Source organism: Alteromonas sp. ABH4_456 (assembly GCF_056160645.1).
Map to the genome: position 1 here is coordinate 84611 of NZ_JBSWXO010000011.1, position 23205 is coordinate 107815.

The following is a 23205-nucleotide window of genomic DNA, read 5'->3' on the forward strand; positions in this document are numbered from 1 at the left end:
CATTCTGACGTCTGCCGGGTAAACTAGGGACGTAAAATAACGACGGAAAAAAGCAAAAGGAATCAAGATGTCCCGAAAAACAATCATTGCTGCGTCAGTAGCATTTTGCTGTGCAGCGCTTCCGGCACTGGCAAAAGAAGGTATGTTTACCCCTGAACAGCTCCCGCAAATAGCCGGTGATCTTAAAAATACCGGTCTGGAGATTTCTCCTGAAACACTCTCTGACTTAACCGGTTTTCCCATGGGCGCGATTGTTTCCCTTGGCGGTTGCTCTGCTTCCTTCGTTTCCGCACAGGGTCTTGCCGTTACCAACCATCACTGTGCGCGTGGCTCAGTGCAATACAACAGTACACCTGACAACAATTATCTGAAAAACGGTTTTCTTGCAAAGGAGCTCGCAGATGAGTTGCCGGCCGCGCCCGGCACGCGCATGTTCGTCACTGTGGATGTTGCCGACGTGACCAGTCAGGTTACCGGCACGCTCAGTGAGAAATTACAGGGGCGGGAACGATACGATGCCATCGAGCAAAACCGCAAGGCGATTATTGCTGAATGTGAAGCCGAGCCCGGTTACCGCTGTTCCGTGCCGGCTTTTTTCCAGGGCCTGGAATATAAATTAATCAGGCAAATGGAAATACGCGATGTACGCATCGCCTATGCACCGGCGGAATCCACCGGGACATACGGTGGGGAAATTGATAACTGGATGTGGCCCCGCCACACAGGGGATTTCTCATTTTACCGCGCTTATGTGGGACCGGACGGAAAGCCGGCAGTCTACAGTGAAGATAATGTCCCTTATCAGCCAGCACAAATACTCAAGGTCTCTGCAGCCGGGTTGGATGACGGCGATTTTGTTATGGCGGCAGGTTATCCCGGCTCTACAAACCGTTATGCCAGACATTCACTGGTTTCCTATACGTTTGACTGGTTGTATCCAACGAACCTTGATTTGGGGGGGCAGTGGGTTGATACCATCAAGGGCGCATCTGAAGAGGGTAGTGATGCGCGGATAAAATATGATGCCTTACTCGCCAGCCTGAATAACTTCCTGAAAAATATACAGGGACAACTTGAAGGCGCTAAGCGGGTGGGACTGGTTTCGCGCCGCGCCGAAAGGGAAGAGGCTCTGACTTCCTGGCTAATGTCGCAGGGTAAAAATGCCCTGGTTGACAATATCACTCAACTGGACAGCGTCATGGACGAGCGCATCAGAAACAACAAGCAAAATTTCTGGTATAGAAATTTGTCCCGCGCACAGCTATTGTCAGTGGCGAAACAGCTTTACCGCAATGCAATAGAAAGTGAGAAGCCGGATGCTGAACATGAACCGGGTTTTCAGGATCGGGACCGTTCACGGCTGGAAGAAAGCATGACACGGGTTGATCGCCGCTTCGATGTCGCTGTTGATAAAGCGGTATGGAAAAAAATGATTTCTCTTTATATGGCTCAGCCTGAAGATGCACGGGTAAAAGCCTTTGACAATGCTATGGGTCTGAAGGCCGCTGCCGATAAAGGAAACCTTGATGAAGTACTGGATACTTTTTATCGTGAAACTACACTGAAAGATACTGAAATGCGGGTAAACTGGCTTAAGGCCGGTCGCAGTGAATTTGAGAGCAGTAAAGATCCTTTCATTCGTCTTGCTGTGGCGTTATATGACACTGAAATGCAAATAGAAGATGCCACAAAAGCGCTGCGGGGGCAGTCTGCTGCCTTGCAGCCTCTGTATATGCAAGCCATTATTGACTGGCAGAAATCAAAAGGTAATCTGGCGTACCCTGATGCCAACAGTACTCTGAGGGTGACCTACGGAAATGTACTCGGCGGCTCGCCAAAAGACGGTTTAATCTATGAACCGTTTACCCGTCTTGAAGGTATTTTAGAGAAAGACACCGGGGAAAGTCCCTTCAATGCACCGGCAAAATTGTTGTCGCTGATTGAAGAAAAGCAGTACGGACCTTATAAGCTGGATAGTATTAGTAGTGTGCCGGTCAATTTCCTTACCGATCTGGATTCCACCGGCGGTAACTCAGGCTCTGCAACGCTGAATGCCAATGCTGAGCTGGTTGGCTTGTTGTTCGACGGTACATTTGAAAGTGTCAACTCAGACTGGGATTTTGATCCCCGTACAACACGTACTATTCATGTTGATGCGCGATACATGCTGTGGGTAATGGAATATGTAGACGGCGCAACCAATCTCATTGATGAAATGACCATCGTGAAATAATTGCCCGTTCTGACTACGTACGGCCTGTGATTGACAGGCCGTTTCTATTTTAACTTCTTGATGGGGAGGTGATTATCAGCTCACTTAATCCGGCAAAAGATGATTTATGGTTTATTCCGCTGGGCGGTACCGGTGAAATTGGCATGAACCTGAATCTTTATGGACACGACGGACAGTGGTTAATGGTGGATTGCGGCGTCTCATTTAATGAGCCTCTGTATCCGGCCGCTGAAACGGGCGTCACGAAAGATGCCTTATTTTCTGTCGTCGCGCCGGACCCGGAATTTATCACCTCCCGCAAAGAGCAACTGGCCGGGCTGGTGATAACCCATGCTCATGAAGATCACGTCGGTGCGGTTCCTTATATCTGGCAACGGTTTCGTTGTCCTGTTTATACCACGCCGTTTACTGCCGAAGTGCTGCGCCGCAAACTGGCAAGGGAAAATATGGCCGGACGGGTGCCAATTATAGAAGTGTCGGAAAACAGCTCCCACACGATTGGGCCTTTCACCGTGCGTTGGCTGGCTATCACTCATTCCATTCCTGATCCCTACGCCATATTGATAGACACCTCCGCAGGTAAAATTTTTCATACCGCTGACTGGAAAATTGATGCGCAGCCTGTGTCAGGCAAGCCTTTTCAGCACACACTTTATCAGGCCCTGCAGGACGAAAACATTCTGGCCATGGTGGGGGATTCCACCAACGCATTAAAGCCCGGTATGTCACTGTCTGAACGTAATTGCTTCGATGGTTTGTTATCAGTTATCAAACCATTGAAGGGCAGAGTAGTGGTAGCCTGTTTTGCCAGTAACATCGCCAGATTGATTTCTCTGGCGCGGATTGCTCAACGGACAGGGCGTTACCTTGCCCTGCTTGGCCGCTCACTCATCAACATGGTCAGCATTGCCAGGGCTCAGGGCTTCTGGCCGGAAGATATTACGCTGGCAGATCCTGAACATATTGGCTATTTACCACCCGAAGAAGTGCTGGTAGTGGCAACAGGCAGTCAGGGGGAGCCCCGGGCTGCACTCTCCCGTCTGGCAACAAACAGTCATCCGCAACTGGAGCTGGCCAGAGGCGACCATGTTATTTTTTCCAGCATAGTGATACCCGGTAACGAAAAGCCGGTAGAGCGGTTACTGTCCCGTTTTGCAGCCATGGGAGTCAGAACGTTGCTCAGTGAAGACAGCCCGTTGCCGGTTCACGCCAGCGGTCACCCCTGTGCTGAGGAACTCAAGCTTATGTATCACTGGGTGAAGCCGGAAATTGCCATTCCTGTACATGGCGAAGCTGCACATCTGCAGGCCCATGCAGATATTGCAAAATCATGCGGTATCCGGAAAACCTATGTGGGCACCAATGGTGATCTTTACCGCCTCGCTCCTCAGGCCGGTATCAAACGCGGCGCAGTGAAAGCCGGCCGGATCCCTATCAGGGAAAAGGACTGATACGTATTAACAGCTTCTTATTTTTCAATGGGGTATGTAAATTTATCCTCAGGTCAGACAGTGCCACTTTCAATTATGTGCAGAACCGTTAAACTGCACACCATAGACAAATAGCAATTGCGGTTCGCTGTGTCTGACCGGTAAAAAAACGGTGCACGGCGAAGTTGTCAGGCCCGCTGAGGCCTTTCATGTCGAAGTGAAACGACACCTGATGATAACAATGAAAATAATGCGCCAGTTCCCGGACATCAGGGAACGATTAATGACACTGTTGTTTTTTATTCTGTTTTTTCTTACCGGCACGGTGAATGCCGCTCCTCTTATCGAAGATCCCACGTTTTTACAGCTCGGTACCGCCGATGGTCTGGCTCAGGACAAGGTTCAGGATATCGTGCGCGACCGTGACGGATTTATCTGGGTGGCGACAGAAGGGGGCGTGAGCCGCTGGGACGGTTACCGCTTTGTTACCCTGGAAGGTCCTGACGGATTGTTCGTTAACAACGAAATCCGTAATTTGTTTGTCGACAGCAGCAATCGTCTGTGGGTTTCCACTTATTCTGACGGCGTTTATTTTTTTGATTTAAACAGTAACCGTTACCAACTGGTCAGCAGAGTCAGTTATTTTGATGAAGAAGGTTGGACGCAGGGTGCTGATGCCTTCGAAGAACTGGCGGACGGTTCTATGGTGGTAGCGCTGGAACAGCACATTATCAGATATTATCCCCAAACCGGTGAAAGTACTGAAATGTATCGTCTTACCAAAGAGCATATCGGAGAGGGGAATGTAATCAGGGATGTAAAGAGTATTGGTGACCAGCTCTTTATCGCCACAAGTTACGGCCTGGAAGTTATGTCACTGTCAAAAGGGCTGGCAAGTCTTAAAACACTCAACTATCTGCCTGCCGGTGATATCTCCAATCTTTCTGTTAATACAAAAACCTTATATACCCCTTCTCCGGATACATTATTTATCGGCACGGTAGGGGGACTTTTTTCAATCCCGGTGACTGTTTTTACCGCAGAAGTCGGTGATGTTATTGAGGTTCAGGGCAGCCGTGTCGTTAGAGATCGCAATATCTGGACAATGGTGCCGGCCGGCAACGGAGAGTACTGGCTGGGCACAGACCTTGGACTGTTCAGGTTATATCGTGAAAATGACCAGTGGCAAAACAGCCATATTCTTTATCCTCATGCAGGCATCATTACACTGGCTGACAAAAGTATCCGCAGCTTGTTGTCAGATGAGCAGGGGAATTTATGGATGGGCAGCGTATATGGTGGTCTTTTGTTCTGGTATGCCAAGCCATTAGGTATCGAGACGTATCAGAACACCATTCGTGACGATAAGCCGGTCGTGGCGGATAACACCGTGTGGTCATTTTTGCAGGAAGACGACATTCTGTGGGTGGGTACCAAAAACGGATTAACAGCATTCAATCTTAAAACAGAAGAAAGCCGGCATTTCCTTCGTGAAAATGATATCGCCAACAGCAGCGATGTCAGTATTATCATGAATATCTATTCTGCACCGGGTGACAATTTAATTCTCGAGACATACAGAGGACTGCGAATGTTCTCTAAGCAAACCGGAGAAATCAGTCCGCTGCCGTCACATACACCGGAGGCTGAAAAAGTTTTAAATGACTGGAATTTTGGCACCGCAACGGACAACGAAGGCCGCATTTATTTTATTTCCCGGGGCTTCTGGCGCTACGATCCGGCCACAGAAAAACTGGAATCGCTGCCGCTGGATATTGAAGGCATTAACGCCAACTATTCCTACACCTTTCTTGGCGCAGATAAGCGCTACCCCGGCAAGATTTTTTTGTCAGTGAGAGACGCCGTACTGATGGTAGATACCACGGATTTCGGGATCCGCGATGTCTACCGGTTTCCTGAAAAGGAACGCAATAATATCAGCGCGGTTACCAGCTTCATGGTCGACAGTCACGATGTACTCTGGCTGGGCTTTCCCAGTTACGGCATGGTGGGTTTAGACGCTGAAACCTTTACCGTGAAAACATACCTGAACGGAACAGAGTCGTTGTTCACAGACATTGTTTACAGCCTGACCGGAGATGAAAGCGGGAACATCTGGTTTACTACCCATGGATTCCTCGGGCGTTATTCACCCCTTTCCGGTTCCGTAGAGCGGTACCGTTACGGAGAAGACATCAGAGTCTCTGAGTTTAATGATGGCGCAGCGTTAAAGCTCAGTGACGGACGGCTGGTATTTGGTTCTACGGCGGGGTTCGTGTTGTTTGATCCGGAAAAATTGCTGGATAAAGTAAAGCAACGGGCCCGTAGCGTGAAAAAAATGGTGATCAGCAATGTGTTGCTGGATTCCCGCATGATCCATGAACCCATGCGAAACCTTAGTGGTGAACATGTTACGTTTAATCATGACGACTACGGCATTACTATTCAGTTCACTGCGCTGTCGTCCAGTTACAGCCGCGATACAACATTCCGCTATAAGCTCGTCAGAGAAAATTCGGTGGTCAGTGAGTCGGTCTCCAAAAATGGGAGTGTCACATTTGCATTCCTATCTCCGGGCGAATATCACTTTGATGTGTCTCCGTTAAAGCAGGACAACGATGTGGTGCTGCTGCCGGCATCTCTGTCTTTTACCATTCCGTATCCGCCGTTACGTTCACCGGTGGCCTACAGTCTTTATTTTTGTTTTCTGCTGGTTTTACTTGCCAGTTATCTCTTTCACCGGCAGCGTCAGCAAAACCGTTTACATCAGGCGCAACACCAGGTGCGTCTGTTCGGCGACGCGTTTCAGCACACCCGTGACTGGGTAATGATTTTCGACAACGCCTATATGCCGGTGGCTGTGAATCCTTCATGCTGTGCTGCATTCGGGCTCGACAGCGACAAGGGCCTGGAACGCCAGCTGAATCGTATGTTTGAGAACTCGCCGCGACTGGGTAAAACGTTAAGAGAAAAATTATCTGCACTGAAAGCTGGCGAGTTCTGGAAGAGCGAAGAAAGTCTTACCGGTGCTGATGGCCGCCATTATGACGTGCTGGTTGAAGTCTCTGTGACCGGTACGATGACGGATGCGGATAAAATCGACCATTACCTCATTATCATGTCAGATATTACGGAGCAGAAAAACGCTGAAAGAAAGCTTATAAAAGTGGCGAATTATGACAATCTGACCGGTCTGGTTAACCGGACTCTGTTGCTCGAGAGGCTTGAACAGGCCATCGAGCGTGCCAATCACCACGGCGGTGAAGTGGGGGTATTGTTCGTCGATCTGGACAGGTTTAAAGGCATCAATGATTCTTTAGGGCATGATTATGGCGATAAATTACTCAGAATTGTTGCCAACCGCATGCTGAATCTGGCATCACCGGACGATACTGTAGCCAGACTGGGTGGTGATGAATTTGTCATTGTGACTGAAAATGTTACTGACCGGCAGAAAGTCGGCGAGTTTGTGGGTCACCTGATTGAGTCCGTAGAAACCCCTATTGCCCTTGGCAACGAAGTGGTGCGGGTGTCTGCCAGTGTAGGGATTTCTTTTTATCCCGAAGATGCCTCTGAGCCTGCTGAATTGCTGAAACAGTCGGATGTGGCCATGTATACGGCGAAGAAAGATACTGTGTCCGGCTTCAGTTATTTCACTGAAGATATGAATGCCAAAGTCCGTGACAGACTTAAGCTGGAAAACAGAGTGAAAAAGGCCTGGCAGGAACAGTGTTTTTACAATCATTATCAGCCCATCATTAATGCGAAAACCGGCAAAACTGTTGGCGTCGAACTACTGCTTCGTTGCTCACTCAATGATCCTCCTTTATACCCGTCCGAATTCATTCCGGTACTGGAAGAATTACGTTATGTGATTGATGTGACCCGTGCTGCCATGCAGGGCGCCGTGGATGATCTGAAAACGTGGTATGCGGACGGCTTTGAGGGGTATGTGGCAATTAACCTCTCAGCTTTACACTTTAAAACTGAGTTCGATATTGATGGTGTGAAAGCCTTACTGGATGAGGCCGGATTGCCACGGAGTGCATTGCGCTTCGAGCTTACTGAAGGGATCCTGATGGATGATGCCGAAGGTGCTCTCCGTCAGGTTAACCGGTTTATCGAAGCCGGATTTGTACTGGCACTGGATGACTTTGGTACCGGCTATTCATCATTGAGTTATCTGAAAAAATTCCCGCTTCAGGTACTAAAAATCGATAAAAGTTTTGTCGATGATATCGAGCCCGATGGCAGTAACGATGCGCTGGTGCTGGCAACCATAGAAATGGCAACTAACCTGAATATGCGTTGTGTCGCTGAAGGGGTAGAAGAAGCCGGGCAGGTAGAATATTTACTTGAGAAGGGATGTATTTACCATCAGGGCTATTATTATTCCCGCCCTGTAGAGGCGAAATATGTGCCTGAATTACTGAACCGGCAATGGTAATAGCCATTCACCTGTCATAACCGGCAAAATGCCTGTACTGAGTACAGGCATTTTACTTTTTAAACCTTAGCTTTTCAGATTGAGTTTTAACGGTAACGGCAAGGTTTTAAAACGCTGGCCGGTAGCGGCAAATAACGCATTGCACAGCGCCGGCGTAAATGGCGGCGTCGGCGGCTCACCGACTCCGGCGGCCGGAGCATCACTGTCGACGATATCAATCTCAAAGTGTGCCGGTGCGTGTTGCATGCGCGCCACGGTGTAATTGTGGAAATTGCTCTGATCTATCGCCCCGTCTGTGGCTGAAATCTGCCCCAGCGCACAGCTCAAACCATAAACAGAACCCCCTTCACACTGCGCCCGTACGTGTTCCGGGTTCACGATGGTGCCGGCATCAATACTGACCCAGGTAGCCGGAATACGCCACGTACCGTCTTCTTTCACTTCTATTTCCACCACGGTTGCGGTGTAACTTAAAAATGAGCGGTGGGCTGCAAGACCCAGGTAGCGACCCTGTGACTTCCGTTTATCCCAGTCTGCCATGGCCGTCACCCTTTCAATCACATTGATCAGGCGGCCGGTATCTACAGGGTATTTTTCAATGGGATCGCCATAGTTTTCATACGCCGCACCTTCCGCTTTTAAGTCAATCAGGCGGGCAGGTCCAATGAGGGACAGTAAATGGGCTTTGGGATCCTGACCGGCGTGATGGGCCAGTTCGTCAGCGAAACTCTGCACTGCCCAGGCATGGAAAATATTGCATACACTGCGTAACCAGCCGATCCTCACATGATTAACCGCTTCACCTTTTTGCAGCAACATATTATCGATGCTAAAAGGGTTATCCATGAATCCCAGACTCAGCTCGCCGTTTGATGGTGTGGTAACCCCGCCGGCGAAGGTAGTGGAAATTGAGGGAAATGCGGTGCAGTGTTGCCAGGCCAGCGTTTTTCCATTTTCATCCTGCGCAGCCTTAAGGTGCTGGGCACTCACACTGTGATAATAGCCATGCTGAATGTCGTCTTCCCGCCGCCAGATAAGCTTTACCGGAGCGCCGGTTTGCTTTGAAAGCAGCGCGGCTTCAGCAGCATAATCCGGCTTTGATTTACGTCCGAAGCCGCCACCGAGCAAGGTCACATTTACTGTTCCATTGTCAGCCGGGATCCCAAGGGTGCCGGCCACGTTGTTACGGGTAGCCTGAGGTGTTTGCGTACATGCCCAGATTTCAGCTTTATCACCCTGTACGTGTGCTGTTGCCGCCGGCGGTTCCATAGGAGCCTGCGCGAGAAGGGGGGCGAAGTAAGTCGATTCAATGACCTTGTCTGACGATGCCAGTACAGCCGGAGCATCTCCTTTCGACCTGACGGTTTCGCCGCCTTTTTGGGCTGAGGCAATCAGCGCCTGCTTTTCTTCTTCAAACTGATAATGGCTATGTTCGTTTTGTGTCCACTCAATGTTCAGCGCTTTTGCGCCCTGCATGGCAGACCAGGTGGACGCGGCCACGACAGCAACACCACCTAACGGATTAAACATGGCCGGTGCCGCAGCAGCCGGCATGGTGATAATATGTTTAACGCCTCTGACCTGTTTCGCTTTGCTGTCGTCCAGGGATTTTACCGTCGTGAACATGACAGGAGGGCGCACAATGACAGCGGTAAGCATACCTTCACGTTGCACATCCTGACCATATACGGTGTTGCCGGCTACTACATCCGGTAAGTCGACGCTGGCCATGCCTTTGCCGCTGTATTTTAAGGCGGACTTTTCCTTAACAGTGACATCTGCTTCGGCAGGGACAGACAAGGTTGCTGCAACAGGAACCAGACTGGCAAAGCCGGCTTTGCGGCCTGTCGGCTTGTGTACTACGTAATGGTTTTCACAAATGCACTCACTGCTGTCGGTTCCCCAGCCTTTTGCTGCGGCCTGCCTCAGCATCAATGCAGCGGTAGCGCCTGCTGTTCTCAGCCGGTCGTAATTCCGGCGAATACTTCTGGAGCCGTCTGTATTCTGGTCACCGTAAACCGGATCGCCTGTTGCCTGAGTCACCTTGACCTTGGACCAGTCGGCATCCAGTTCGTCAGCAATGATTTGCGCAATGGCTGTGCGGATTTGCTGACCCATCTCCGAGCGGTGGCAGGTGACAGTAATCACACCTTCCTCACTGACAGACACAAACAGGTTCGGCGCAAGACGCTCTGCTGATGTGGCCATTTCTGCACCAAGAGCGTGAGTGGCCGGCAGCAATGTCACGGACAGGGAAAAGCCACCGGCAGCGGCAGACTTTTTCAGAAACGAGCGGCGTGACAGTTTCAAGTCAGACGTAGTCATTTTCCTGCCTCCGCTGCTTTTTTAATGGCTTTTTTAATTCTGGGATACGTACCGCACCGGCAAATATTGCCCGACATGGCCCGTTCAATGTCTGCGTCATCAGGCGATGGATTAGAGGCAAGCAGGGAGGCTGCCTGCATAATCTGACCACTCTGGCAGTAGCCACATTGGGGAACATGTTCTTCTGCCCAGCTTATTTGCAACGGGTGAGCATTGTTTTCATCCAGCCCTTCTATCGTGGTGACTGTTTTACCGTCTGCTGCAGACATGGGTAACTGACAGGAACGCGTAGCCTGACCATCCAGGTGTACAGTACATGCGCCGCACAGTGCCATGCCACAGCCGTATTTCGTGCCGGTCATCTTCAGATCATCACGGATGTACCACAGCAGGGGCATGGCCGGGTCGCCGTCATACTCCTGAGTTTTGCCATTAATTGTAATTTTCATGATTTCGCCTTGTTTGTTCATTCCTTGTTCCCTGGTCAGTGCCGGGAGCGAAAAATGTATGCCTGTTAACTGGTTTAAGTGGTGTAAGTGTCAGTATCTACTATGATTAACCATGAATAACGCTTAGATTTATATAACCGCTTTGTGAATTTAATGTTAATCTCTGCGATACAATAGCAATAAAAACGGATGTAATGTCAATGACTCTAGCCGTCGTAAATGAAAATCAGCAAGTTCAGTATAGCCCTCTGGCCATGCTGTACCATTGGGAAAATACCCGGCCCGCCGATACCTTTCTTGTTCAGCCTTCAGATGGTCATTATCAACCTTATTCCTACGCGCAGGTTGCCGGTCTTGCAAGACGGGTTGCCCGCCGGTTAACTGAGTTGTCACTGCCTGCCGGCAGCCGTATTGGTATTTTCGCTAAAAATTGCGCGGAATGGTTTGTCGTTGATCTCGGGATCATGATGGCTGGTCATATTTCGGTACCCATTTTTGCTTCTGCCGGCGGGGATACACTGAATTATGTTATTCGCCATGCAGATATTAAGCTCTTGTTCATCGGCAAACTGGATAAGCCCGACACACAATTACCTGCTGTGCCGGCTGACTTGCATACTGTAGCGATGCCTTATCCCGGGATCCCTGCCAGCGAGCAATGGGATGCCTTTATTGCCTGCGAACCGCTAGCTGGCTCGCCTGATCGAGATCTTGATGATGTAATGACCATTATCTACACCTCCGGCAGCACCGGCGAGCCTAAAGGTGTGGTGCACAGCTTTCGCAGTATCTGCTGGGCTGCGGCTAATTCACTGGATGCGCTGACGTTTTGTGCCACTGACCGGATGATGAGTTATTTGCCGCTGGCGCACATAACCGAACGGGTACTGGTAGAACTGGCCAGTTTCTATTCCGGCGGAAAAATCCACTTTGTCGAATCCCTTGATACCTTCCAGCGGGACGTAAAACATTGTCAGCCCACCTTGTTTATTTCTGTACCGCGTCTGTGGACCAAGTTCAGAGATGGTGTGCTTGGCAAAATGCCGCAGAAAAAATTGTCTTTGCTGTTAGCTATACCTTTCATCAATTCCATGGTGAAAAAGAAGATACAGCAGGGGCTGGGCTTATCAGAAGCACGCTTGTTTGCCAGTGGTTCAGCACCACTGGCTCCCGCAATTATCAGTTGGTTCAGTAAGATTGGTATTCCCATCAGTGAAGGTTGGGGAATGACGGAAAACAGTGCATACGGGTCTGCCTGCGTACCGTTCCGGCAGGATAAAATAGGTAAAATTGGGAAGGCCTATAAAGGTGTGGATATCCGCATCAGCAGTGAAGGCGAAATTCAGGTTAAATCTCCCTGCAATATGGTGGAGTATTACCTGGATCCGGTAAAAACGGCAGAAGTCCTGACCCCTGACGGCTATTTAAAAACCGGTGATAAGGGAGAAATTGACAACGAAGGGTACGTGAAAATTACCGGACGCCTGAAGGATATATTTAAAACAGAAAAAGGAAAATATGTGACGCCGGCGCCTATTGAAGCCCGCATCATGGAGAATGATTTAATTGAGCAGGTGTGTGTCGTCGGTACCGGATTGCCTCAACCGGTGGCCTTACTGGTGTTATCGGAGGAAGCAGCTAAGCAACCCAAACTGACACTGGAAACCCGTTTGCAAAGCACACTGAACGCAGTAAACAGCAATCTGGAAAGCCATCAGAAGCTTGATCATATGCTGGTGATCAATGAGGAGTGGACCATCGACAATGGGTTACTCACCCCCACGCTGAAAGTGAAGCGACATGTGCTGGAGGAGCGGTATAAGTCAGTGATTCTGGCCGGATACCGGGAACCGGTTGTGTGGATTAACTAAATTTTTTGGTTAAATTTAATACAGTTTTCAGTTTCTCTGTTACTATTGAAACTCTCCGGGTCGCCGGGGCCCGGCATGCAAAGGAACGCTTATGAAAATGAATGTATTACCCGCCACAATAGTATTCGCTTCACTGGCCTTATCTGCTTCAGCACACGCTGACGTTGCTGACTACATGAAAGCTGCCGGTGCGTTCTGCGACAAGCTGAAAGTGTGTATATCGCTGGAAATGGAAAAAGAAATGGACGGCGAAGTTCCCCCTCAAATGCGCGGGATGGTAGAAGGTATGGCCGACCAGATGTGTCAGCAATATGTACCTGAAATGTTCGAAGAGAAATTTGCTGCGCACGAAGACATAGTGGAGAAAAGTACAGAGTGTCTTAATGAGATGCTTGATGTTGACTGCAGTGAGTTTGAAGACTTAAATGAACCCGCTTCATGCAAAGAAGCTGAATCTATGGCAAAGGCCAGGGGTCTGATTGAATAGCCTCTCAGCCCGGATAAAAAAGTAGAAAGCTCACTAAGAAGTGAGCTTTTTACTATGATTTATTCTCAGGCAGGATAGCGTTCTGCCAGTCCTGCGTAAACCTGATCAGCGTAGCCTTCGTGGTTGATATCAAGCGCCGCTAATACTTCCACAAGGTGTTCATTATCTTCCCGGCCTTGCCACTCTTTAATATAGGTTCCGGCTTTATAACCATTGTCCTGACGGAAAAAGTTCAGCACATTCTTACCCACATACTGGCGAAACAACTCATCACTACTCATTTCGCTTTGACCGGCGATATGCATAAACAATGGCACACTGAAACGTTTTGCCGCACAAAGGCCGGCCATCAGTTCCAGGTTATCCAGCAGTGATTGCTGCTCCGGGTGATAATCTGTGCCGTCAAACTGCACTTGCACTGAAGTCTGTGCAAGTTGTGCCGCCAGTGCATCAGCGGTTGCCTGCACATCACCCTGATAATCAATAATGCTTGCAGACAGGGCAAAGTGCCAGATATCTACCAGCTCCATCTGTAACTGAGGTAAATCTTTCTGTTGTGCTTTCCACCACTTCCAGCCGTGGTGCTCAATAGCCTCTACCGATTCCACCATCGCGGCACGCAGGTAACCATATCCGGCGGTTAACCACTGAGGGTTCACTTTGGTGTTCATTTTATTTTGCAGCGAGAGCATGGTGGCGAGTTGTTGTTGGCTTAACATGTTTTTCTTCATAACGATTGTCAGGATGACAGAATTGTATAGGAACAGCATACGGGAGAAAAGCACTGGCAAGTTGCCTTGTCTTGGTGCGTTTGCACCAAAACAAAAAAACTGCTTTCGCAGTTTTTTGATGGGGTTATGGCTAAGCTTTTGAATTTTATAGATTATTGTTTTCTGGCACGCATAGTGCCTTATCTAAAGTGTTATCTGTGCTTTCTCCTGGCGTTAACCTTTTCCGGTGCCAGGCAACGCCGCGAACCGGTTGTCACGAGTGAGCCCGTAACCTTGCCCATACAGATTTTTCGTGTCCTGAGGTCTGTATGGGTTTTTTTATCCGCATAATTCTACCTCAAGGCCATTTTTTAGCCAACCGTTTATTTATTGAACTTTAGTCTGTTTTTTGCTGCTGGCTCATTCTCACGTTATCCCGTAACATGGAAAAAAACGCGTGAATTCAGGTGATCATTGCTAGCCCTTTATCCCTCAAACAAGCTCGAACATCTCAGTTTTTTATTGTCAGCGTTGCTTAGCCAACAGAGCCAGTCGGAAGACACGGCCACTCTGTTCACACCGCAAACGATTCTGGTTGAAAGCCCCGGTATGCAACACTGGCTGAACATGTCACTGGCTCAGGACCGTTCCGTGGCGATGAACCTGTCATTCCCTTTGCCGGTCAGGTTCATGTGGGATACCGCACGTAAAATACTCGGGGAAGAACGGGTGCCGAAGCAGTCGCCGTTCCGGCGGGAAGTGCTGGTATGGCGGATTGACGCCATCATCCGCAGCGCTGCATTCTGTGAATTGCCGGAGGCTGAAGCGGTAAACCGTTACTGGCAGCAGTGCAGTAATGAAGAGGAAGCCAGTGTACAGCGCCTTCAATTTGCCACGGCGTTGGCAGACGTATACGAACAATACCTGTTATTCCGGCCTCAGTGGCTGTTCGCCTGGGAAGATGGGAAGGGCGCAGACACTGGTAACAGCGATGAAGTCTGGCAGGCTGTTATATGGCGCGCGCTGGTAAAAGAGAACCGCGATCATCCGGCCCGGCTTCATGTCGATGCGATGCAAGCACTGGCAGAACGGGGCAGCGAACTGTCCTTACCGGAAAATATCATTGTTTTTGCCATTAACACCATGGCTCCGCAACTGGTGCAATTTCTCGATGCACTGGCTGTGCACACACATATCCATGTGTTTCACCTTAATCCCAGTGTGAATTACTGGGGCGAGGTAAAAAGTAACAAAGAGCAGGCGAAACTGTTACGGGAGTCCGGCCTGGCCCAATGGCAGGAAGCCCGGCAGGACAACCCCCTGTTAGGTAATCTGGGTCAGCAGGGGCGTGATTTGTTTAACCTGCTTACCCCCCTTGAAAGCTATGAAGTCAGCGCATTCGACACCGACCCCGTGGTGACAGAAGAGCTGGCCGGCCGGCGCCTGCATGCTATGCAGGAAGATATTTTACACGCCTGTGCTCCTGAAGCCCGTTCCGGTTTTAACAGCGAAGACAACAGCATTACTGTTGTAAGTGCCCATACGGCGCTGCGGGAAGTTCAGGCACTGCACGATTACCTGCTGACGTTAATGAATACCGCTGGTGCTGACGGTGAAACCCCGTTAAAACCCTCTGATATTGTAGTGATGTGTCCCGCAATTGAAGAATATGCCCCATTTGTGGAAGCGGTTTTTCACCGCGTAGGCACGCCGTCACCGGGCGATACTGAACCGCCCCGTATCCCGTGCTCCATCGCAGACCGTGCTCCCCTTGATGCTGAACCTATGATCGCCGCTTTTGTACGGTTACTCAGTTTGCCTGACAGTCGCTTTGAGGTTAGTCAGATCATTGATTATCTGCGTCTTGAACCGGTTCAGCGAAAGTTCCGGCTTACCTCTGAAGACATCGATATGATGAGCGAATGGTTGCATCAGGCACATGTGCACTGGGGTCGAAATGCAGCGCACAAATCTGCCTTACTTGATAAGGAAGCGGCTGAGACCTTTACCTGGGCCTGGGGGTTGCGACGTTTGCTCACCGGCATGACTATGAAGGACTCACCGTTAATAGCCGGCGATATTCTGACTATTCCTGATGTGGAAGGGCAGAGTACAGTATTGCTGGGTAAGCTGATCCATTTACTTGAAGCGCTTTCCTTATTTGCCTCAGAATTAAAAGCGCCGCGAAATGCTGAAGACTGGCATGATTATCTCAATGAGATGAAAGCAGAATGTTTTGAAGCTACACCGGAAGATATGCCCGGCTGGGAAGCAATATCCAAAGCCACTGCTGATCTGGTAACCCATTGTGAGCAGGCCGGTTTCAGTGATGAACTTACACTGAGTCAAATCCGTGCGGTGCTGGTGAAAAAATTCACTACGCCGGATGCGGCTAACCACTTCCTCACTGGTCAGGTAACCTTTTGTTCCATGTTGCCTATGCGCAGCATCCCTTTCAAAGTGGTGTGTATTCTTGGCCTTAATGACGGTGAATTTCCCCGTCAATCAGCGCCGCTCAGCATCGATTTAATGGCAAAGACGCCCCGTAAAACCGGTGACCGTTCAAGACGTCTGGAAGATCGCTATCTGTTTCTGGAAGCATTAATCTCTGCCCGTGAATACTTGTATCTGAGTTATCAGGGACGGCGGGGAAAAGACAATACAGAACGTCAGCCGAGCCTGGTGTTATCAGAATTACTTGCGGTTCTCAGCAGCGGGTATGAATTTAAGCCATCCTGTGTCCGGCAGTTACCTTTACATCCGTTCAGTCCCGCCAACTTTGCCGGTGATATGCCATCGTTTGAAAGCGGCTGGTTCCGTCTGGCCGGTGCGGTAACGACTGTACCTGACGGAAGTCAGGGTGAGTTTGCTGCTACTTCTGCCCCGTTGCCACAGGCTGTTATCAGCACAGACGATATAGCAGGCGTTTTCGACAACCCGCTGCGGGCATTTGCCGGTCAGAGGCTGGGTGTCCGGCTGGAACAGGCTGAACCTTTGCTCGCCGATGAGGAGCCCTTCAGTGAAAACAATCTGCTGCGGTTTAATGCGTTAAGGGCCTTTACGGAGGCGGGTATTCACCAGCAGGATAAGACACTGGTGAGAGAAACGTTACAAAAAAGCGGTGACTTTCCTGATACCCCGCTGACACCTGCACTGATGGAAAGCTGGGAACAGGCAGGCGCACAATTATCTTCAAGCCTGGGTTTGCATATGGCAGAGCAGAACCATGTCAGTGCTGATCTTGGGGAATTACAGTTAGAAGCCGGTGCCTGGCTTGGCAGCGACGGCCTTAAAATGCTGCATTACGGTTCGCAGAACGCTAAAAGGATGATGGCTCAGTACCTGACGTTGTTATGTTTTAACGCAAACGGGAATGATATGCCCCTGCAGGTTTTTTACCTGAAATGGGCAAAGGGACAGGCAGAGCTCAGGCAGGCGACATGGCACCCTGTCATGATGGAAGAAGCTCAGCAACGTCTTGAAGAAATTGGTGCATTGTACAGGCAGATATTAAGCGAACCGGTGCCCTGTTTTGCCGGGCTGGCAGTAGAACTGACGAAAAAATATACCGGTGGCCGGAAAAAAGAAAAGCCACAAATCCCGCTATCACAATGGTTGTCGTCGCCTGAGGGCTTAAAAACCTGGGAGAACGCACTGGACAGCGGTTTTATGCAGGCAAGCATCAACGACGACCCGTATGTGCGCTGGTTCTTCCCGCAAGGCTTGCTACCGGATCAATTTCCCTGTGAAGCCGCAGAGCGGTTTTTCGTGCCGCTGTTGTTAAATCAGAAAGATGGAAAAGTCTCGTGAGTGAATCTTCCGTGCAATCTTCCCCCCTTGATGTTATTGCCATGCCCCTTCGCGGCCGGCACTTAATTGAAGCCAGTGCCGGAACCGGTAAAACCTTCAATATCACCCGTATTTATCTCCGGCTGTTGCTGGAAAAAAACTTTACCGTGCAACAGATCCTGGTCATGACGTTTACCAAAGCGGCCACAGAAGAAATTAAAGGACGGATAGCTGAAACTCTTCGTGAAGCTGTTGATTTGTGGCGGCATGCGGCTTCTCAATCATCGTTACCGGACAGCGCCGATCCGGTATTTCACGCGCTGTATGCTGTTGCTCCGGGTGAGCCGGGGCTGGCAAAGCTGGAAGCGGCATTGCTGGAACTGGATGAAGCTGCGGTATTTACCATTCATGGCTTTTGTAATCACGTGTTGTCCCAACTGGCGTTTGCCAGCGGCTCGCCCATGTCTCTGACGCTTGAAACGGATACACAGGCGCTCTGGGAAGAAGCGGCAGCAGACTGGATACGGATTATGGCATTGCAACCGCAGCAATATGCGTTGCTCGCAGAAGCGGGCTGGCATGTGCCCAGGCAGTTTATCGCTGAGTTTAATCAGGCTATTAAGAGTGAGCTGGAACCGGAATACTGCGATGATAAATCTGTTCTGCGCCAGTACGAAAAAGGACTGTACAACCTGAAAGTACGCTTTCAGCACACGTTTCATGATTTATACAGCGAACTGAAAATCCATGAAGCACTCATCAGCGAGAAACTGATTTTAAGTAGAAAAGACAGTGAGCGGGATGAGCGGTCAGCAGAGTGGGAAGTGTTGCTGAACTGGCTGGAAGCGAAGCGGATTAGTGCTCCTGATAAAGCGGCGAAAGAATTTGTCAAAGGCACCAGGTATGCCAGACAGAAAGAGGTGAAGGCGGTCCTGGAGTCGGTTAAAGATTTCATCAATACCCTGGAAAAAGAGCTGGCGCAGCTGGACGCGGCAAAACAAAAAAATGAACAGCAACAACCGCTGTATAAACTGGTCTGTGAAGGCTTTGCATGGATACGGCAGCATGTAGCTACTGCAAAACGCAGGTTGGGCATTGTCGATTTTGACGACCTGATCCGTCTGCTGGCGCAGAAGGTGAAAGGTGGCGATGACACGCTGAAAAAAGCGCTGCGGGCGTTATATCCGGTGGCACTGATTGATGAATTTCAGGATACCGACGACAGCCAGTACAGCATTTTATCTGCGGTTTATCCTTCCGGCAGCGATGATTTGACCCTGATGATGATTGGCGATCCTAAACAGGCGATTTACGGCTTCAGGGGCGGGGATATTTTCACTTATCTGGAAGCTGGCCGTCAGGCGGATTACCGGTGGGTGATGGACACAAACTGGCGTTCTGTTGCGCCCATGGTTGATGCGTATAACCGTCTCTTTTACGGTGCGCCTGTCGAAGCGCAAGCCCGTGATGTCTTTGGTTACGGTATCCGGTACGAGCCGGTAAAATCGACTGAGCATGCCAAAGCCGCGAAACATCCCCTGAGCGATCCTGCTGAGCGTGCCGCACTGAATTATGTGGTACTGGAAGCTGAAGAAGACACGCCGGCCAATGCCAATACGTTGTCCCTGCAACTGGCTAACTGGATGAGTCATGAGATTCAACGCTTGCTGTCTGAGGCAATGTTGGGAGATACAGCTTTACAGCCTGCTGATATCGCCATTCTCGTCCGCTCCGGGCCGGAAGCCGAGCTGGTCAAAAAGGCATTGCGGCAGGTCGGGCTGGGTTCGGTTTATCTCAGCACCAGTACCTCTTTGTTCGCATCGGCAGAAGCTGCAGATTTATACCGTGTACTCGACGGCATATGGCATAGTGAGCAAATACGGCGTCTTTCTGCTGCCCTTGCCAGTCCGCTGATGGGGTATCCCCATGAAGAGCTCGTTGCCATGCTTCATGATGAAGACGACGACCTGTGGGAAGACTGCATGGCAGAAGTGGGCACACTTCGCCAGATATGGTTGAAGCAGGGTTGTATGGCCGTGGTACTGAATTTGCTGCGGCGCAGGTTCCGGGTCACTGGCAGGGATACTGAACGGCAACTGACCAACTATATGCATCTGGCGGAAGTGCTGGAACAACAGGCGTCGGCTACATTGCAGCCAGAGCAGCTACTGCAATGGTTACACCGTCAGGTTCATGATCCTCAGTATGGTGAGGAACAAATCCAGCGCCTTGAGAGCGATGCTCGGCTGATTCAAATCATTACTCAGCACGGTTCTAAAGGACTGGAATATCCGGTGGTTTTTGTACCTTTTGCCAGCCGCTACCGCGACCCGGTAAAGCAGGGCACCCAGGATCTGACAATTTATAAATACTACAACAGCGAGACCGGAAAGCAGACCCTGCAACTCGGGGCCACTGAGGAAGTGGCAGCACAGGTCCGTGATGAAGGTGAAGCGGAAGCCATGCGCTTATTGTATGTGGCCATTACCCGTGCGGCACACCGGTGTTACTTAGGCGTAGCCCCTTATAAAAATAATGAGCGCTCAGCGCTGGGTAAAGCCGCTGATGTGAAAGACGGGGAAAGCTGGTATTTGCCGGTAAACAAAGTGGAGCAGGAGAATGGCGGGCATACCCGCTATTTGCAGGCCGCTGATTTACCTGCAGAGCCTCATTCCGGCCACACTGTTTCCGCACAAGCCAGTGAAGCACCACTGGCACTCAGCCAGTTCAGAGGCTCCGTTGAAGATGCATGGCGTTTATATTCTTTTACCGCGCTGACCAGACAGCAGATTGCGGTTAAACAGACTGCCCGTGACGAAGAAACCGACCTTGCAGTGCCGGGAAGCGAGCCTGTAGCAGGTGAATTACCCATCCGTTTTACCCTTGAAAAAGGGGCAACGGCCGGGAACTTGCTGCACGATTTACTGGAAGTGACAGATTTTACTGCGCCCGACTGGCAGTCCCATCGCAGTCTCGCCAATCGCCTGAGCCTGAGTGATGACGATTTCAGTGCGCTCAGCCGTTGGATGGACGAAGTGCTCGCCACGCCGCTGTGCGCCGCGGGACTACGCGTTCCCCTCAACAGTTTGCCGCTGTCTGTCACACTGCGGGAGGCAGAATTTTATTTTCCGGTAGAGAAAGCTAACTGGTGGTCGGTCAGCCGTATTCTTACTGTGCACCGCAGCGCAGTAAACGGTGATAACGCGCTGGCAGTACCTAAGTTATCCCGTCCCATGCTGGAAGGTATGATGCACGGTTTCATCGATTTGATTTTTGAGCATGACGGCCGTTTTTATGTGGCGGATTATAAGTCCACCCATCTGGGCGATGCGTTCACCGGTTATTCTTTCAATGCGCTGGCGCACAATAATCAGCACCATTTGTACGACCTGCAATATTTATTGTATGCACTGGCATTGCACCGGTTTCTGACGGTCAGTAAACCGGATTATGACATTCACCGCCACCTTGGCGGGGTGTTTTATCTTTATGTACGCGGCATGCATCCTGACAACAGGGGTAGTGAAGGCGTGTTCTATACGCCCCTTGCGGCTGAACTCATTCTCGCACTGGATGCGGCCTTCAAAGGTGAAAACCGGGAGGTCGCGTTATGACAATACCTGCAATGAAAACCTACGCTGGTATCGAATCCATCGATTATTATTTTGCCCGCCATTATGCGCAGGCAGTGGATGCATCAATCCGCACTGAGGCGTTTCATTTGCTGGTGGCATTGTCATGGCACTTGCGTCAGGGACATACCTGTCTGCCTCTGGCAGAAATTGCCGGAAAGCAATTGTTTGATGATAAGGAACAGGAATGTGACGGGGTAACGTTTGCGGAACTGACATCCCTTATCAGGCTGGCAAGAACTTTGGCTGATACCTTTGAAGATCCGCAACAGATGGTTTATCACAGAGGCAAGCTCTATACCGCCCGCTACCACGACTTTGAACAAGTTGTCTCAAAAGGTGTCGTGCAGCGACTCCACGCCAGACAATTTACTGATGAAGACTATACGCGGTTGCAAAAGATCTGGCGGCATCTGTTTCCGGTGACGCCGGTTCTGGAACAGGACTGGCAGCAGATCGCGGTTGCCTGTGCACTGACACGGGAATTTGCAGTAATCAACGGTGGCCCCGGGACAGGAAAAACTTACACCGTAGCCCGTTTACTGCTGGCATTGCAGGCATCGTCGGAAAAAGCGCTGAACATTAAACTGGCGGCGCCTACCGGAAAAGCGGCTCAACGTTTAACAGAGTCAGTGAGTGACAGCCTGAATGGCATTACCGGCGCAGATATTGAGCCACTTAAAGCGCGCATAGTCACACAGGCCAGCACCTTGCACCGGTTACTGGGAATCCGGCCAAACCGGGTCAGACCGCGGCATCATTCCGATAATCCGGTGCAGTGTGACGTACTCATTATCGATGAGGCTTCAATGGTAGATCTTGCCCTGATGGCGCGGGTTTTCCGTGCCTTACCGGATGACGCCAGGGTGTATCTGGTGGGCGATGCCAATCAGTTACCTTCCGTTGAGTCGGGCAATGTGCTTGAAGCGCTGGCTGGCAATGATGACGACCGTCATCTTACTGTGCCTGCTGAGCTTGCTGCACATGTACATAAATTGTGTCCGCATTTACCCGGTCTTGCCACCGACGATGAACAGCTTACTACCGTGTTTTCTCTGAAAGTCAGTCAGCGTTACAGCGGTAAACTGGCAGAAATTGCAGTGGCGGTCAGAACCGGTAACAGCGATGACATGCTGGCACGGCTGACCCGGGTCAGTGAGCCGGTAACCGGTTTGTTGAGCCTGGAAGATGTGGTGCTCATGCCGCCACCTGAAAACACGGATTTCACCAAACTGGTAAAAGACAGCTTCGCACCATTGCAGCAGGCAACATCACCGGCTTCTGCACTGGCTGCTATGGGGCAATGCCGGTGGCTGACGCCGGTGCGCAACGGCAAAGAAAGTGTCAGCGAACTGAATGCGTCTATAGAGCGCATTTTACAGCCCGGTAAGCTGAATGGCCGAGACATCCACTATACAGGAAGGCCGGTGATGGTCATGGAAAATGACTACACACAGCGATTGTTTAATGGTGATACGGGCGTGATCTGGCCGGATGACAATAAACAACTGAAAGCATGGTTTACTGACGACCAGGGTGCGTTAAGGGCGGTGAGTTTATCCCGGTTACCTGCAGTAGAAACGGTGTACGCCATGACCATACACAAATCACAGGGCTCGGAGTTTCAGCGGGTGGTAATGTGGTTGCCGGAAGCAAGCGGTAAAGCAGCCAGCTTGTTTACCCGCGAACTGTTATATACCGGACTGACCAGAGCGAAAAAAGGGTGTGTGATGATAGGTCACACTCAGCGGATCAAAGAGATTATCGCTCAGCGGGCTACCCGTTTCTCCGGCTTACAGGTGTGCATTGAAGAAAACTGGCATCACAGCTGA

The 23205-nt window shown here is 50.4% G+C and carries 11 protein-coding genes; 8 read left to right on the top strand and 3 right to left on the bottom strand.

Annotation, left to right across the window (positions count from 1 at the left end; translation table 11 throughout):
• The first annotated feature begins 67 nt into the window (after positions 1-67).
• The 3 genes from ACXAG2_RS16360 (at position 68) to ACXAG2_RS16370 (ending at position 8110) form a co-directional block, all read left to right on the top strand.
• Positions 68-2233 carry a S46 family peptidase gene (locus tag ACXAG2_RS16360; protein ID WP_474868701.1) on the top strand — a complete coding sequence of 722 codons (2166 nt, stop codon included), beginning with the start codon at positions 68-70 and terminating at the stop codon, positions 2231-2233.
• A gap of 143 nt (positions 2234-2376) precedes the next feature.
• Positions 2377-3684 carry a ribonuclease J gene (locus tag ACXAG2_RS16365; protein ID WP_474868806.1) on the top strand — a complete coding sequence of 436 codons (1308 nt, stop codon included), beginning with the start codon at positions 2377-2379 and terminating at the stop codon, positions 3682-3684.
• Positions 3685-3946: 262 nt separating this feature from the next.
• Positions 3947-8110, top strand: a complete 4164-nt coding sequence (locus ACXAG2_RS16370; protein WP_474868703.1) for an EAL domain-containing protein — start codon at positions 3947-3949, stop codon at positions 8108-8110.
• A 66-nt stretch (positions 8111-8176) separates the two neighbouring features.
• Here the strand turns inward: ACXAG2_RS16370 and ACXAG2_RS16375 are convergent, their stop codons facing one another.
• Together ACXAG2_RS16375 and ACXAG2_RS16380 are read right to left on the bottom strand one after the other, a co-directional pair.
• Positions 8177-10435: a xanthine dehydrogenase family protein molybdopterin-binding subunit gene (locus tag ACXAG2_RS16375; protein WP_474868706.1), complete on the bottom strand. Its 2259-nt coding sequence runs from the start codon at positions 10433-10435 to the stop codon at positions 8177-8179.
• Positions 10432-10887, bottom strand: a complete 456-nt coding sequence (locus ACXAG2_RS16380) for a (2Fe-2S)-binding protein (RefSeq protein ID WP_119503371.1) — start codon at positions 10885-10887, stop codon at positions 10432-10434. The genes ACXAG2_RS16375 and ACXAG2_RS16380 overlap by 4 nt, the downstream gene beginning before the upstream one ends.
• A 191-nt stretch (positions 10888-11078) precedes the next feature.
• Between ACXAG2_RS16380 and ACXAG2_RS16385 the strand changes: the two genes are divergently transcribed.
• Both ACXAG2_RS16385 and ACXAG2_RS16390 read left to right on the top strand, forming a co-directional pair.
• Entirely contained in the window at positions 11079-12755 is a 1677-nt protein-coding gene (locus tag ACXAG2_RS16385; RefSeq protein ID WP_474868707.1) for an AMP-binding protein, read from the top strand.
• Positions 12756-12846: 91 nt separating this feature from the next.
• Positions 12847-13242 (top strand): hypothetical protein, encoded by a 396-nt coding sequence (locus ACXAG2_RS16390; RefSeq protein ID WP_474868710.1) that lies wholly within the window; start codon positions 12847-12849, stop codon positions 13240-13242.
• Between the two features lie 65 nt (positions 13243-13307).
• Here ACXAG2_RS16390 and ACXAG2_RS16395 read toward each other — a convergent pair whose 3' ends face one another.
• Complete coding sequence (locus tag ACXAG2_RS16395) at positions 13308-13961, bottom strand: dUTP diphosphatase (protein WP_474845965.1); 654 nt, start codon at positions 13959-13961, stop codon at positions 13308-13310.
• Positions 13962-14426: 465 nt separating this feature from the next.
• On the opposite strand from ACXAG2_RS16395, the gene recC reads away from it, so the two are divergent.
• The 3 genes from recC to recD are packed head-to-tail and all read left to right on the top strand — an operon-like array spanning position 14427 to position 23205.
• Positions 14427-17762 carry an exodeoxyribonuclease V subunit gamma gene (recC, locus tag ACXAG2_RS16400; RefSeq protein ID WP_474868712.1) on the top strand — a complete coding sequence of 1112 codons (3336 nt, stop codon included), beginning with the start codon at positions 14427-14429 and terminating at the stop codon, positions 17760-17762.
• Positions 17759-21355 carry an exodeoxyribonuclease V subunit beta gene (recB, locus tag ACXAG2_RS16405; RefSeq protein ID WP_474868715.1) on the top strand — a complete coding sequence of 1199 codons (3597 nt, stop codon included), beginning with the start codon at positions 17759-17761 and terminating at the stop codon, positions 21353-21355. The genes recC and recB overlap by 4 nt, the downstream gene beginning before the upstream one ends.
• Positions 21352-23205: an exodeoxyribonuclease V subunit alpha gene (recD, locus tag ACXAG2_RS16410; protein ID WP_474868718.1), complete on the top strand. Its 1854-nt coding sequence runs from the start codon at positions 21352-21354 to the stop codon at positions 23203-23205. The genes recB and recD overlap by 4 nt, the downstream gene beginning before the upstream one ends.